The sequence below is a fragment of the uncultured Marinobacter sp. genome, from assembly GCF_913055835.1.
Classification (GTDB): Bacteria; Pseudomonadota; Gammaproteobacteria; order Pseudomonadales; family Oleiphilaceae; genus Marinobacter.
Window position 1 is genome coordinate 22407 of sequence record NZ_CAJXKQ010000004.1, and the last position, 14703, is coordinate 37109.

Consider the following 14703-nt stretch of genomic DNA (forward strand, 5'->3'; position numbering starts at 1 on the left):
GCCCCTCAGTCGAGGTGGATCCAGTCCGACACCGGCTCATAGCGACCTTCGTCAGCGTTGACCCGCCAGATGCGGCCTACCGGGAAGGACATGTCCCGCACGGTTACCGGAATCCCGATGATGCCGCCGGTATCCCAGTCCTCGATGGAAGCGAGGGCTTCCGCCATATTATCCGCGTTGAGCTCCTTACCGGCATCGAGGGTGCGCTTGATTACCTCCGTCCATACCATGGCGTTGAACCAGCCCTGGATATAGCCGGTCGGACGGTAACCAGCCTCCGGATCACTCTTCTCGGCCTGTGCCCTCAGGGCATCCAGCATCGGGCCGCTTTCCTCGCTGTCGTAGTAGTTGTAGGGCATCACACCCATGTAGCCGTCGGCATCCGCGCCCATCTTGTCGATGATCAGTTTGTCGGAGGACCAGAAGGTGCCCATGAACTGGGTGTCCAGACCCATCTGGCGCATCTGCACCATGAACTCGTTGATAGGTGACAGCACGTAGCCGTGGAATACCACGTAATCCGGGCGCACCCGGCGCAGCTTCAGCACCTCGGCGGAGACATCGACGCTACCCGGCTTGGTGACAATCTCTTCCACCACTTCGATGCCCAGCTCGGCGGCGCGGGCCTTGCCGTTCTCGATCGGGTCCTTGCCAAATTCGGTATCGCTGTAGACAAAGGCCACATTCGGCATATCGCCATCCTCACCCTGGGACGCGATGTACTCGAGGATGATGCCGAACATCTGGCTGTAGTTCGGCCCCGGAATGAACTGGTACGGATAGGTTTCGTTGTCGGTCAGCACGGTAGCGAAAGACGCGCCGCTCATCAGGGTGTTGCCCTGGCTGTTGAGCTCCGAAGCAATGGCCTTCATGAAACCGGTGCTGTCACCGTAATAGGTGGCTGGAGAACTGCTGCCGGAAATCTTCTTGAACGCCGCCACCGATCGGTCCACCTCGTAGGCGGTGTCTTCCATGACATATTCCACCGGGTGACCATTGATGCCGCCCTGGCTGTTGATCCAGTTGGTGTAGTCGGTCAGCCCTGCGTGCAGGTGAATGCCGGCGAAGGCAAAGACACCGGAGAGCGGGATAGAACCGCCGAATACGATGGGCTCCTTGTCCTGCGCCATCGCGGGGGTAGCAACTGTCAGCGCAGCGACCAGGCTACCCAGCCCGGCAAGCCGGCGACCTTTTTCGAGGATGTTTCTGAACATGTTTCTTCTCCTTGCTGCTTCTTGTTGTTGGTGGTGCATGGGTTCCCGGTAGCGAACCCGTTGAAACACGATTAATTACGGAACGGCCACAGGCGGAAGAAGCGGCGGATCCGATGCCAGATCTCGGCCAGGCCGTGAGGTTCAAAAATCAGAAAGCCGACGATCAGGGCACCAAAGATGATTTCCAGCATCGGCGACATGAACACCGGGGCGTTGGGATAAAAGGGCGTCAGTGCAGCGGTCAGCAGTTTCAGGGCTTCTGGCACCAGGGTCATGAAGGCGGCACCCAGAATGCCACCCAGCAAGTTCCCCATACCTCCCACGATCACGGCCGCCAGATAGAAGATGGACATGGAAAGCGGAAAACTCTCCGGCGTGACCACCCGATAGAAATAAGCGAACAGGCCGCCAGCAATCCCGGCGTAGAAGGAGCTGAGCGCAAAAGACATCAGCTTGTAGCGCAACAGGTTGATCCCGAGAATCTCGGCGGAAATATCCCGGTCACGAATGGCGATAAACGCCCGGCCAATGCGGGTTCTGAACACGTTTCGGGCCGCCAGCACCATCAGCACCGCCAGGGGCACAATGATGAAATACATCCTGAAATCGCTCTGGAAGGTCAGCCCGAACAGGTGCGCCGGCTCCAGGCTCAGGCCGCCCATACCCCCGGTTACCGACTCCCACTCGGCAAAAATGAAGTGCAGGAATACGCTTGCCGCCAAAGTGGCGATGGCCAGATACAGGCCTTTGACGCGCAGCGAGGGCAGGCCCACGAGGATCCCGACTGCCGCGGCCATAAGACCGGCCAGCAACAGAGTCACCGGGAATGGCAGCGCAGTGTTAATCGACAGCCAGGCCACAGTGTAGGCGCCCACCCCCATGAATCCCGCCTGTCCCAGGGAAATCAGGCCGGTAAAACCGGTCAGGATATTCAGGCCGGTGGTACTGATCACGGCGATGCCAACCAGGCACCCGAGATAGAGCAGATAGGAATTCACTACAAACGGAAAGACCAGCAGAATCAGAAGAAACAGCCCCAGCCAGAATTTCTGGGTCTGGCTGGTCCAGATCGCCTCATCGGCCTCGTAGCTCTGTTTTGCGTCACCGATGCGCATCTTACACTCGCTCTATTTCGTGGGTGCCGAAAAGGCCGTAGGGGCGGATTACCAGGATGATCGCCAGCACCAGGAAGGTGGCCGGCATCCGGTACTCGCCGCCCAGATAGGCGCCCGCCACGGTCTCCAGCCAGCCGATGAACACGCCGGCCACCAGGGCGCCGAGAATGCTGTCCAGACCGCCAACGATCACCACCACCAGTACACTCAGGCCGATGATCCCGAATTGCGGGCTCAACCCACCGGTGGCCGCCACCAGCACACCTGCAAGCGACGCCGCCAGGGAGCCGAACACCCAGGCCATGTTGAACACCCGGCGCACGTTGATGCCCATGGAATAGGCGGCCGCCTGGTCCGAGGCGGTCGCTCGCAGCGCCACGCCACCCCGGGAGAAGCGGAAATAGAGCAGGTAGATAATCAGCAATGCCGACCCGATCAGAAAGCCGTAGGCAATTTTGGGGGCCAGATACAGCTCACCGATAAACACCGGCTCCCGGGGCAGGAAATTGGGCAGCAGCTGGGGATCAGCGGTCCAGATAAACTCCACCAGGCCCACCAGGATGTTGGCGATACCGATGGTGACCATCACCACGGAAATTGGCGATTCCCCCAGCATCGGCCGGATCATGGTCTTTTCAATCACACCACCGAGAATGCTGCCACCGATAACGGCCATTGGCAGGGCAATCCAGGGCGACAGTTCCATGCCACCGGCAAACGCCAGGAAAAGGTAGGCCGCAAACATCATGATCTCGCCAATGGCAAAATTGATGACCTTCGTGGCCTTGTAGATGATCACAAAGCCCAGAGCGATAAGGGCGTAAAGGCCACCCATGGCAAGGCCGGCGAGGCTGATTTCGCCGAAGAACAACCAATCCATCAGGCAGCCTCCCCTTCGGCGTTGAGCTTCTTGCGCAGGCTGTCGATATCACTGTTGCCCAGGTACGCCTTGATCACCTCGGGGTTGTTCTGAACATCCGCTGGCAGGCCTTCGGTGATCACCTGGCCAAAATTGAGCACCGCAATGTGATCGGAAATGTCCATCACCATGCCCATGTCGTGTTCCACCATCAGCACAGTGACGCCCCACTCTTCGCGGATATCCAGAATAAACCGGGCCATGTCTTCTTTCTCTTCCCGGTTCATACCCGCCACCGGCTCATCCAGCATCAATACTTTCGGCTGCATGGCCAGCGCCCGGGCCAGCTCGACCCGCTTCTGAAGGCCGTAGGAAAGGCTCGCGACCGGTTGGCGACGGATGTGGTCTATCTCGAGGAAATCGATGATCCGCTCTTCCACATCCTTGCGGACGGCCATTTCCTCGCGCCGGGCCGGGCCAAAATAGGCCAGGGCACTGAGCAGCCCGCTCTTCATATGCACGTGGGCGCCCAGCTTGATGTTGTCGAGTACGGTCATGCCCCGGAACAGGGCTATATTCTGGAAGGTTCGGGCCAGGCCCATTGCCGCCCGTTTCGGTGGCTTGATATTGCCCGGCAGTGGCTGCCCCTGGTAATGAATCGCACCCTGCTGGGGCTTGTAGAAACCCGAGATGCAATTGAACAGCGATGTCTTACCAGCGCCATTCGGACCGATAATGGTCGTTACAGTGTTCTCTGGCACCCGGAAACTCACGTCCTGCAGCGCCTTCACACCACCAAACGACAGAGACAGGTTACTGATCTCAAGGATGCTCAAACTACCTCCCGGCACCCCTGGCGCCGGGTACACAGGCACGCGAACACGCCCTGACAATACCCATCCCACGCCCGAAGATGATTGTAATTTTTGTTTTTTCTTGTCGTCGGGGTGAACCCCGATTCAGGTTTAAAGTAGTCCATTCCGGCAAGATTAGGCAAACCGCTCTATCCTGATACCCGACCGAGGACAATTAATAATCCGCAGGTTTCTGATCTTCAGATCCGGGTAAACGGGAGGCGATTCACCATGACAGACACACTGGTCACCACCGCATTTGACGCCGGAACAGGGGTGGTCAGGTTGACCTTCAATCGCCCCGCGGCCCTGAACGCCATCGATGTGCCTCTGGCAGAGGCCTTTCTTGCGGCCGTTACGGAAATAAACGACCTTTCCGGTGTTCGTTGCATTGTTCTGACCGGTGCGGGAAGGGCTTTCATGGCCGGTGGCGACGTGTCCAGCATGGCCGGCACGTCGGAGCAGGCCGGGGCAGCCATCAACGCCATCCTGGATGCTGTCAATCCTGCCATCCTGCTCCTGCGCAGCATGGATGCCCCGTTGATCGCTGCGGTCAGGGGCGTCGCCGCCGGCGCAGGGCTCAGTCTCACACTAATGGCCGATCTGGTGATCGCCGAGGAAGACGCGAAGTTTCTGGTGGCCTACAACGGAATCGGCGCGGTTCCGGACTGTGGCGGCAGCTGGGCCCTGGCCCACAAGCTCGGCGCCGGCCGAGCGGCAGAGCTGATGTTACTGGGGCGCACCCTGAGCGCCTCCGAGGCCAGGGACTGGGGCATGGTCAACGAAGTAGCCCCGGACAGCGAATTCGACAACCGGCTGAACCGGATGATCGAAAAAGTCGCCCAGGGACCAACACGAGCCTTTGGCGCCTTTCGCCAACTGATTGATCGGGCCAACGGTGACCGGCTGGCCGACCATCTGGAAGCGGAGCGCGCAGCGTTTATTGAAATGACCCGGACCGGGGATTTTGCGGAGGGTGTGTCGGCGTTTCTCGCCAAACGGGCGTCAGAGTTTCGCGGCCGCTGACGCCGGCACAAACTCCGCCCGGTTGCGGCCATTATGCTTGGCCCGGTAAAGCGCCTTGTCCGCTGATGCCATGACGTCTTCAAAAGAGCCATGGTCCCGGGTGAGCGAAGCGCCACCGATGCTGGCAGAGAGATGCACCGGAACACCGCTTACCTCCCGACCTGCCTCAACGATTCTGTGCAACAGGCGCCCGGTTATCGCCTCAATCGCTTCGCGATTATTGTTGCGAAGCAAGGCTGCGAACTCTTCACCGCCAACGCGGCCAATGATGTCGTCATCCCTCAGCTCGGCTTTCATCAGACTTGCAACGACCTTCAATACCTCATCGCCAGTGGCATGCCCCCATCGGTCGTTGATCTGCTTGAAATGATCCAGGTCGATCATAAGCACAGTGACAAGGTTTCCATCCTGCTGCGCTTTTGCAAATGCCAGCTCGCCTTCCCGGTAGAACGCCCTGCGATTGTACAGCTGGGTGAGCCCGTCACGCTCCGCCAGCACCACCAGAGCCTGTTCGGAACGGGTGAACGCCAGTAACGGAAGCGCCATGGCCGTGGCACTCACCAGCAACAGGTGATTCATCAGAATGAGTTTCAGCAGCCCCTGAAGATCCAGCTGCGTACTTCCGCTCATAGCGACTGCGATCACCAGTACCTGGGTCATCATCAGCGTCCCGTGGACGCCGAACAGGGTTTGCAGAAGGCGAAGGGGTAGCCTGGGCCTGCGCTCGATCGAGCCCAGCCGGTAGATCGCCAGGCTGAACATCAATGCCGAGAACATCGCAGTCAGGAATCTGGCCACCACCGGATCCCAACCCGCACTGACAGCCAGGCCGAACAGATAGAGTAGCGAGGCGCCATGGATGATACGGGAGGATCTTCTGGTCCCCGCTATTGGCAAACCCACCAGCGCGTGGATACCCGCAAGGACCAACAACGGGGAACCACCAAGAAACAGGTGGGCGACGAATATCAGAACCCCTGGAGCGTCTGCCAGCTCATTGGCCACTGCGAATGCGGTACCCGACACAAAGGTCAGGCAGGCGAGGGCCCAAAACAGGAAACAGCGCTCCCGATGGCGAAGATGATAGATCGCCCATAGCATGCCGCCGATCAGGAGGTTGATCATGACCGAAGTGACCAGCAGCGTTGGCAGGTGCAGGTTCAGGTCCATAAAAGCACGGCGTTCCAGGCTAGACGATGAGATCTTCCAGCGTATCAGTTTGGCTTCCGCGCCTGCGCGCGAACTGTGTAGCGTTTGGTATGATAATTGTCACAGACTGGCGCGACATCCATGAACTCACTGCGAGATCCCATGAATCCAACCATAGAACTGCTCAAGTCCCACCGTTCCATCCGCAAATTCACCAGTGAAAAAATTCCGCCTGACCTGCTCAGGGAACTGATTCGCGCCGGCCAGTGCGCCGCCACCTCGAACCATGTGCAGGCCTACTCGATCATTCACGTGATCGATCCCGACAACCGCCGGAAAATCGCGGAACTCGCCGGTGGCCAGAGCTACATTGCCGATTGCTCGGACTTTCTGGTGTTCTGTGCCGATATGCGCCGCTCAACCGATGCCGCGGGACGAGCCGGGGCCGAGGTTGTAAGAGGGATGACTGAACAGTTGCTGGTGGCCACCATCGACACCAGTCTGATGGCCCAGAACGTGGCGGTCGCTGCGGAATCCGAAGGGCTCGGGCTGTGCTATATCGGCGGCATCCGAAACAACCCCGCGCCCATCAGCGAGATTCTGAGACTGCCGGAGCATGTCTATCCGGTGTTCGGCATGTGTCTCGGCTACCCGGACCATAACCCGGAGGTGAAGCCCAGACTGCCGGTGGAGGCCATCCTGAGGGAAGACTACTACTCCGATGCCCGGGACGAAGAGCTGGTGGCCGGATTCGATCGCACCATGAACGAGTATTACCGGGAGCGGACCGGCGGCAACAAGGACACCACCTGGTCCGAGCAGCTCAAGCCGCTGTTCACCTCGAAACTGCGGCCGCATATGCGCGATTTCCTGCGTAAATGCGGCTTCGAGATGAAATAGCCGCTAGGCAGTGACTTTTGGCCTGGTGACCCGATCCACCAGATACACCAGGCCATGGTAGTCGATACCGCTGTGGCGGCTGAGCCCGATCTCGCAGGTTCGGCTGGTGGAGATACCTTCCTCGCATCCGGCCGTCTGTTCTGCCAGCGTTTTCAGGGAGTGGGCGTTCAACTCGGGCACGTTGAAGCCCTTATCCCCCGCAAAGCCACAGCAGTGGATGCCCTCGGGAATAACCACATTGGTACTGCAACGACGGGCGATATCGATCAGCCCCTGCGACTCCCCGAGATGCTGGGTACTGCAGGTGACGTGCACCGCCAGCGGGGTCTGCTCCGGCTCGAAATCCAGACGCTCGTAGAGATGATCACGAATGAACCGGACAGGATCAAACAGCGTCAGGCCGGCCTCTTCGGCGGCCTCGCGGATCTGCAGGGTGCAGGGACTGGTGTCGCAGTAAATCGGATCCACCCCATTGCGACTGGCGCGCAGCAGCGCCGAAATCAGCTCGTCCTTCTTGGTCGCCGCCTGTTCCAGATAGCCTTTGGAGGCGAAAGGCTGGCCACAACACAGACTGTCCAGCGTCTCCGGGTACACCACCTGGTAACCGCCCTTCTCCAGCAACCGCCTGGTCACATTGATCAAGGGCTCCTGCGCCTTATCGCCCCGGGCCGGGCCCATGGTCCGGGACACACAGGCCGCCAGATAAACCACCCGGGGCCGGCCATCGGACGGTTCCGGCGTTTTCGGTGAAACAAACCGCACCGGCTGGGGCAGACTCGGATCCCACTGGGCGACCCGACCACCGGACACCTTGCGAACGCCGCCACTGAGTCGGGTCAGCAGGGGCGCACCCAGCAGTCTCTCGGCGATTGAAGCGCTGGCCAGCACAAAACGGGTCGCTTTCAGGGCGCCGGCGAAATGTTTTGCCAACTGGTTGGCCACAGACTGGCCGTTGGCCTTTTCACTGCGCAGCTTGCGCACCAGATCCCCGGTATTGATCCCAACCGGACAGCGTTGGGCGCAGAGACCGGTCGCTGCACAGGTATCCAGGCCGTGATACTGGTACGCCTTCTCCAGTTCGGCAGTGTCTTCACCGGCACGGCGGCGGGCCTGGATGTCCCGCCAGATCACGATGCGCTGGCGCGGCGACAGGGTCAGCCCTTCAGACGGGCACACCGGCTCACAGAAGCCACATTCGATGCACTTGTCCACCAGCGGATCTGCCTCGGGCAAAGGCTTCAGATTCTTGAGATGGATCTGCGGGTCTTCCGAAAGCACGACATCCGGGTTAAGCAGGTTTTCCGGGTCCAGCAGCCGCTTGATCTGCCACATCAGCTGCCAGGCATCGTGCCCCCATTCCAGTTCCACGAACGGCGCCATATTGCGGCCGGTGCCGTGTTCCGCCTTCAGCGAACCGCCAAACTCCACCGCCACCAGCTGCGACACATCCTGCATGAAGGCTTCATAGCGGGCGACTTCCGCGGGGTCGTCAAAGCCCTGGGGGAAGACGAAGTGCAGGTTGCCCTCCAGGGCGTGACCAAAGATGATCGCGTCGTCGTAGCCATGTTTCACGAACAGCGACTGCAGCCGGGTGACCCCTTCGGAAAGCTGATCGATGGGGAAGGTCACATCCTCGATGATCACGGTCGTACCTTTCGGTCGAACCGCGCCCACCGCCGGGAACGTGCCCTTACGAATGGCCCAGAGCTGGTCAGAGACTTTGGCATCGCGGGTGAAATCCACCTGTTGCTCAAGCGGGAAGTCAGCCAGGGAGGCCCTGATTCGGCTCAGTTGCTCATCCAGAACCTGCGGAGAGGAAGCCCGGGTCTCCACCAGCAGCGCGCAGGCCTCCTCCGACAGATCATGAATCCAGTCCGGCAGGCCGGGTTTGTCCTGCACCGAGCGAAGGCTGCGGCGATCCAGCAGCTCCACCGCCGCCACAGGCTGCGACCGCAACGCCGACGCCGCCCGGCAGCAGCTCTCCGCGTTCCGGAACACCAGCAGGGCCGTGGCTTTGTCGGGGTATTCGGGTACCGTGTTGTAAGTTACGGCGCTGACGAAGCCCAGGGTGCCTTCGGAGCCCACCATCAGGTGAGTGAGAATCTCGAGGGGGTCCTCAAAATCCACCAGGGCGTTCAGGGACAGGCCGGTGGTATTCTTCAGACGATATTTGTGGCGAATACGCTCCGCCAGCTCCGAATTCTCCCGGGTATTGCTGGCCAGCGTTTTCAGGGCCGCCAGCAAATCACCATGGCTGGTGCGAAACGCCGATACGCTCGCCGGATCCTCGGTATCCAATACGGCCCCGTCCGCCAGCACCAAACGCATGCCGGCCAGGGTGTGGTAGCTGTTCTGGGCCGTGCCACAGCACATCCCGCTGGCGTTATTGGCAACAATGCCGCCAATCTTGCAGGCATTGATGGACGCCGGATCCGGTCCGATCTTGAAGCCTTTCGGCGCGAGCCAGGCATTGGCCTGTGCGCCGATGACACCGGGCTGAAGCCGAATCTGGCGGCCCTCTTCCCGAATGTCGTGGCCGTTCCACTGATCGCCCAGGACAATCAGGATCGAGTCACTGATCGCCTGTCCGGAAAGACTGGTACCCGCGGCCCGGAAGGTCACCGGCACCTTGTGACTGCGGGCAATTGCCAGCAGATCGACAACCTCTGACTCATCCTGAACCCGCACCACCACCTTGGGAATCAGCCGATAGAAACTGGCGTCGGTTCCGAATGCGAGGGTGGAAACCGGGTCGTTAAAGACCCGGTTATCCGGAATCCGTTGCCGGATCTGTGTCAATACCGCTGCGGAAAAACTCATACGTCCTCCAGAACCAGCACAATGAGCTCACGGGGGCCGTGGGCACCGTATGCCAGCACCTGTTCGATGTCCGCGGTCTTGGACGGGCCGGACACCAGCAGAACATTTGTGGGCAACCCGGCGGCCCAGTCCTGAGCCACCATCATGTCATACAGATTGTCGTGAATCTCGCTGGCCCTGAGCAGGGCAATGTGGACCGGCGGTACCAGACTCATCAACCGCGGTTCGTGGCGATCCGGCCACAGGACGATTGTGCCGGTGGCGGCAATACCGCCAAGGGTGCCGGTCAGGCTGGCATCCACATTCCAGAACAGCTCTTCCTTCCAGGCTTCCACCGGCCGATCATAGGCCAGCAACTCGACCTTCTGCTCCGTGGCCTCGAAGTGAGCCTGCAGCGCCCGGCCGTGTTCTTTCGACGGCGCGCACAACAGGTTGGTGAGATTGCGCTTGTTCAGAAGGTCGGCCACCAATTCCGGCCAGTTGTCAGAACGGCACTGATGCACTTCCGTGTGGACTGCCTCCATCAGGCTGCGCAACCGGGCGATCCGGTCTTCCGGCGCATAGCGCCAGGGCCGGGTGACAAGGCCCTCATCGAACTCGTCGGGGCGCGGTGTGGTGCCGGCGAGGCTGTTTCTCAACTTACCAAGAATATTGCTGCGGGCACTCATGATGGCCGGCCTCCATTGTTATCAAGGTGCCGCGCCGCCAGATCATGCAGGGAACGGCGGGCGGGCACCGGTGCGCTGTGATTCTCAGTCCAGGGGCCGGCCTTTTTCGGAGCCAGCGCCCGGAAGCGGGTCGCGGCCCAGAGAAAACTTCGATACAGGCCTGGCCGTGTATTCAGCATCTGCCAACCACGCCAGATCCACCGTTCCGTACGGGAATATTTGGCCCCGCCACCTTTCACCTGCTGCGGCTGCTCCGGGTCTTTCACGTTTTCCTGGCGCAGGCGCTGCAGAAGTTCGGGAATGGGAATCTTGACCGGACAGACCTCTCCGCAGGCCCCGCACAGGGAGGAAGCACTGGGGTGGTCCGGCACCTTGTCCAGCCCGGCCATGTGCGGCGTGATGATCTTACCGATGGGGCCCGGGTAAACCTCACCGTAGGTGTGGCCGCCCACCCGGGTATACACCGGGCAGTGGTTCATACAGGCGCCGCAACGGATGCAGTTCAGGGTCTGGCGCATCTGGGCATCGGCAAAGGCGCCGGTGCGGCCGTTATCCAGTAGCACCAGGTGGACCTCTTCTGGGCCATCCAGTTCGTCTGGCTTGCGGGGGCCGGAAATCAGGTTCACGTAAGTGGTAATGGGCTGCCCCAGAGCTGAGCGCGTCAGCAAAGACACCAGTGGCACCACATCTCTCAGGTTCGGTACCACCTTTTCGATACCGGTCACGGCAATGTGCACCGGCGGCGCCGTGGTACTCATGCGACCGTTGCCTTCGTTTTCCACCAGCAGCAGGGTGCCGGTTTCGGCAATCGCAAAGTTCACCCCGGAAACGCCCACATCCGCGTCCATGAATTTCCGACGCAGAGTCCGCCGTCCGATCTGGATCAGCTGATTGACGTCTTCGGTCTCCGGCTCCCCCAGCTTTTCGTGGAACAGTTTGGAGACCTGCCGGGCATTCTTGTGAATCGCCGGCATGATAATGTGGGAAGGCTTTTCGTTATCGAGCTGGACGATGTACTCCCCCATGTCGGATTCCAGGCACTCGATGCCCCGCTCCGCCAGGTAATCGTTCATCTCCATTTCTTCGCTGACCATGGACTTGCCTTTCACCACCTGGCGGCCCTTGCGGGCTTCAATAATGCCATGCACCAGATCGTTGGCTTCCTCGACGGTCTCCGCCCAGTGAACCTTGACGCCGTTTTCAGTGAGCTTCTGTTCCAGCTGCTCCAGCAGGTCCGGTAGCCGCGACAGGGCACCGGCCTTGAGACGATTGCCCAGCTCCCTTAGCCCTTCACGCTCATCAGCATCGGGAAAGGCATTGGCCCGCTTGGTCATCAGCGAGTCCATGGCCACCCGGAAATTGTTGCGCAGCTGCCCGTCCGCGAGGGCTTCTTCGGCGCGGCCCCGAAAATCCGGGGCCAGTTCGGTTACCGGAATACGCTGGTTCATGCCACCTCCCCTTCGCTGGCGCCATTGATCCGCTCCCAGAGGAAACTGGCCAGGTGCCGGCCCCGGAAGCTCTCTTTCTGTTTCTCCAGGGAACCGTTGATGTTCATCAGGCAGCCGCCATCGGCGGTGACCATTTCCACCGCGCCGGAGTCCATCAGCGAACGGGTCTTGTCTTTGACCATGGCACCGGAGACTTCCGGCATCCGCACCGAGAAGGTGCCGCCGAACCCGCAGCATTCGCTTTCATGGTCGTGATCAACGCGCTCGACACTTTCAAGCTGCTGCAGCAACTCACGGGCATGGAGGTGGGTGTTCATTTCCCGCCGGGCCGAGCAGGAGGTGTGCAGGGCGATTTTGCTGGGCGTACCCCGGTCTGCCAGCTGCACCCGGCAGACCTTCAGAAGAAACTCGGTCAGCTCGAAGGTGCGCTCTGCCAGCGCTTCCACTCGCTTGAGCGTGTCGGGCTCGTCGTCGAACAGGGCCCGGTAATGATGCCGGAACATGCCGGCACAGGAGCCGGACGGGACCACCACTGGCAGGCCTGATCGATCGAGTATATCCAGCTGGGCACGGGCCACGGCTTTGGCCTCCTCGCGGTACCCGGAAGTCCAGGCGGGTTGCCCGCAGCAGCTCTGCTCCTGAGGGAAATGCACGCGAACACCTTCCCGTTCCAGCAGGCGGATAGCGTCCAGCCCGGCTTCCGGGAAGAACAGATCCACCACGCAGGTGCCAAACAGGGTGATGGCCTCGGGCTTCTCCGGGTATTGCCTTTCGGGTTCCCGCTCAGGGGCGACGCGGGTGGCATTGGGGGCGGCATCGTAAAACAGGTCGCTCATGGGCTGGTGCCTCAATACACTCTCAAACTGACCAATTTATAAATTGGTATTACCAATTGACATTGACGTTTTACCAAGGTATTTGAAAAAGACTGCCAATGTCAAAATTTTTTGATGCAAAAAGCACACTTTTACGGTCATCTTCAGGCTAACACTTGGTCCTGACGATCACTTGTGATATTGGTATTACCAATAAATTTCCGATACGAGAGAATTTGGAATGGCCATCGGACACATCGCGCCGAAAAGACTCGCAGACACCATTGTTGAACAGCTGGAAACCATGATTCTGGAGGGCACCCTGCAGCCCGGCGAGCGACTGCCACCAGAACGGGTTTTGTCGGAACAATTCGGAGTCTCACGCCCTTCGCTGCGCGAAGCCATTCAGCGACTCACTGCCAGGGGCTTACTGATAAGCCGACAAGGCGGCGGCAACTATGTCACCGAATCCCTCGGGGGGAGCTTCAGCGACCCGCTGATTCCCTTGTTGGAGAACCGCCCGGACGCACAGCGGGACCTGCTGGAGTTCCGGCGCACCCTGGAAGCGGACTGCGCCTACTATGCAGCATTGCGCGCCACCGAGGTGGACCGCGCCCATCTGAAAACTGCCTATGAGGCGCTGCAAGCCTGCTACACCACTGACAAAGAGCGGGATCTGGAAGCCGAAGGCGCGGCGGACGCACGCTTTCACCTGGCCATTGCCGAAGCCAGCCACAACGTGATTCTTCTGCACACCATTCGCAACCTGTTCAACATGCTCAAGAGCAATGTGGTGACCAATATCGGCGGCATGTACCGGAGGGAGGCAGAAACCCGACAGGGGCTGGTTGAGCAACATCGCATGCTGTACGAGGCAATCATCGAAGGCCGGGCGGACGAGGCCCGGGAACTGGCGGGCAAGCACATTCTCTACGTCCAGAAGGTGCTCTCGGAACGAAGCGAGAATAACCGCCGGCTGGAGCGGTCCCTGCGGCGGGACAAACTGGCGCGAACCTGAGCAAGCCCGAGACGGGGCTCAGAGCATTCGATTGATTTCTTTCCACAGCCTGCGATAGGCATCGGCGGCAACGGAGCTGGGCGCCAGCAGCTCCACCGGCGTGCCCTCCTCGCCCATTTTCTCAACCACGCTGGCGTTCGGGATGATGGTTTTCAGGCCTTTGGGCAGAATCTCATCCTGGGCGTTGATCAGCTCCCGATGCAGCCCTTTTCGGCGGTCCGCCATGGAGTAGAACGGGTGCAGCTTACCCGGCTTCAGCTTCTTGTCCTTCGCAAACTCCAGCAACTGCTTCCAGCTGTTCAGGGACAGCCAGGTGGGAATCACCGGCACAAACACCTCATCTGCCGCTTTCAGCACCTGCTCGGAGAGCCGGGACAGCGAAGGCGGGCAATCCAGCACTACCAAGCTGGTTTCCTCGGACAGAGGCGCCAGCCACTGCTTGATCAGGTTGCCGCCATCCTCCTGGTCCAGTTTCACATCGAGGTTACGAAAACTGGTATGGGACGGGATGAAATCCAGGTTTTCATAGTCGCTCTCATGGATGAACTCGGCGATGGGCGTCTTGCCCTTGAGCAGGTGCGACAGCTTGTGCCCTTTTATCTTGTCGGCCCCGGCCAGGTACCAGCTGGAAGCGCCCTGGGGGTCCAGGTCCCACAACAGAGTCGAATACCCGGCCTGGCTCGCCAGATAGGCGATGTTCACCGCAGCAGCGGTTTTGCCAACACCGCCTTTCAGACTGTAAAACGCAATGGTCCTCATCCTGTCAGATCCTTTTATCCAGGCATAAAAAAACCGGGGAAGTCCCCGGTTAAAGCAT

Annotated in this window: 13 protein-coding genes; 3 read left to right on the top strand and 10 right to left on the bottom strand. The window is 60.1% G+C overall.

All coding sequences use genetic code 11. From position 1 onward, the window contains the following. Positions 1–5: 5 nt before the first annotated feature. The 4 genes from QZ534_RS03685 to QZ534_RS03700 all read right to left on the bottom strand — a co-directional run bounded on the left by QZ534_RS03685 (position 6) and on the right by QZ534_RS03700 (position 4024). Entirely contained in the window at positions 6–1214 is a 1209-nt protein-coding gene (locus QZ534_RS03685) for an ABC transporter substrate-binding protein (RefSeq protein ID WP_296931549.1), read from the bottom strand. A 71-nt stretch (positions 1215–1285) separates the two neighbouring features. Further along, the gene (locus QZ534_RS03690; RefSeq protein WP_296931551.1) at positions 1286–2329 is read right to left on the bottom strand and encodes a branched-chain amino acid ABC transporter permease; all 1044 of its coding nucleotides are present in this window, start codon (positions 2327–2329) and stop codon (positions 1286–1288) included. A gap of 1 nt (position 2330) precedes the next feature. After that, positions 2331–3209: a branched-chain amino acid ABC transporter permease gene (locus tag QZ534_RS03695; protein WP_296931553.1), complete on the bottom strand. Its 879-nt coding sequence runs from the start codon at positions 3207–3209 to the stop codon at positions 2331–2333. Beyond that, positions 3209–4024, bottom strand: a complete 816-nt coding sequence (locus QZ534_RS03700) for an ABC transporter ATP-binding protein (protein ID WP_296931555.1) — start codon at positions 4022–4024, stop codon at positions 3209–3211. The genes QZ534_RS03695 and QZ534_RS03700 overlap by 1 nt, the downstream gene beginning before the upstream one ends. Positions 4025–4273: 249 nt before the next feature. Between QZ534_RS03700 and QZ534_RS03705 the strand changes: the two genes are divergently transcribed. Further along, positions 4274–5068, top strand: coding sequence for an enoyl-CoA hydratase-related protein (locus QZ534_RS03705; RefSeq protein WP_296931556.1), 795 nt, complete (start codon positions 4274–4276; stop codon positions 5066–5068). Here the strand turns inward: QZ534_RS03705 and QZ534_RS03710 are convergent. Continuing rightward, positions 5048–6238, bottom strand: coding sequence for a diguanylate cyclase (locus QZ534_RS03710; protein ID WP_296931557.1), 1191 nt, complete (start codon positions 6236–6238; stop codon positions 5048–5050). The genes QZ534_RS03705 and QZ534_RS03710 overlap by 21 nt on opposite strands. A gap of 141 nt (positions 6239–6379) precedes the next feature. Here QZ534_RS03710 and nfsA point away from each other — a divergent pair, with 141 nt between their 5' ends. Next, positions 6380–7117, top strand: coding sequence for an oxygen-insensitive NADPH nitroreductase (gene nfsA / locus QZ534_RS03715; RefSeq protein WP_366935809.1), 738 nt, complete (start codon positions 6380–6382; stop codon positions 7115–7117). Between the two features lie 3 nt (positions 7118–7120). Here the strand turns inward: nfsA and QZ534_RS03720 are convergent, their stop codons facing one another. The 4 genes from QZ534_RS03720 to QZ534_RS03735 are packed head-to-tail and all read right to left on the bottom strand — an operon-like array spanning position 7121 to position 12889. Further along, the gene (locus QZ534_RS03720) at positions 7121–9937 is read right to left on the bottom strand and encodes an FAD-binding and (Fe-S)-binding domain-containing protein (protein ID WP_296931560.1); all 2817 of its coding nucleotides are present in this window, start codon (positions 9935–9937) and stop codon (positions 7121–7123) included. After that, complete coding sequence (locus QZ534_RS03725) at positions 9934–10605, bottom strand: lactate utilization protein C (RefSeq protein WP_296931562.1); 672 nt, start codon at positions 10603–10605, stop codon at positions 9934–9936. Before QZ534_RS03725 ends, QZ534_RS03720 begins: the two co-directional genes overlap by 4 nt. After that, a complete protein-coding gene (locus QZ534_RS03730; RefSeq protein ID WP_296931564.1) occupies positions 10602–12053 on the bottom strand; it encodes a LutB/LldF family L-lactate oxidation iron-sulfur protein in 1452 nt (483 codons plus the stop codon). The genes QZ534_RS03725 and QZ534_RS03730 overlap by 4 nt, the downstream gene beginning before the upstream one ends. Beyond that, positions 12050–12889 (bottom strand): (Fe-S)-binding protein, encoded by an 840-nt coding sequence (locus QZ534_RS03735; protein WP_296931566.1) that lies wholly within the window; start codon positions 12887–12889, stop codon positions 12050–12052. The genes QZ534_RS03730 and QZ534_RS03735 overlap by 4 nt, the downstream gene beginning before the upstream one ends. Before the next feature lie 220 nt (positions 12890–13109). Here QZ534_RS03735 and QZ534_RS03740 point away from each other — a divergent pair, with 220 nt between their 5' ends. Next, positions 13110–13886 carry an FCD domain-containing protein gene (locus QZ534_RS03740; protein ID WP_296931568.1) on the top strand — a complete coding sequence of 259 codons (777 nt, stop codon included), beginning with the start codon at positions 13110–13112 and terminating at the stop codon, positions 13884–13886. A gap of 18 nt (positions 13887–13904) precedes the next feature. Here the strand turns inward: QZ534_RS03740 and QZ534_RS03745 are convergent, their stop codons facing one another. Continuing rightward, a complete protein-coding gene (locus QZ534_RS03745; protein ID WP_296931570.1) occupies positions 13905–14645 on the bottom strand; it encodes an AAA family ATPase in 741 nt (246 codons plus the stop codon). Positions 14646–14703 lie beyond the last annotated feature (58 nt).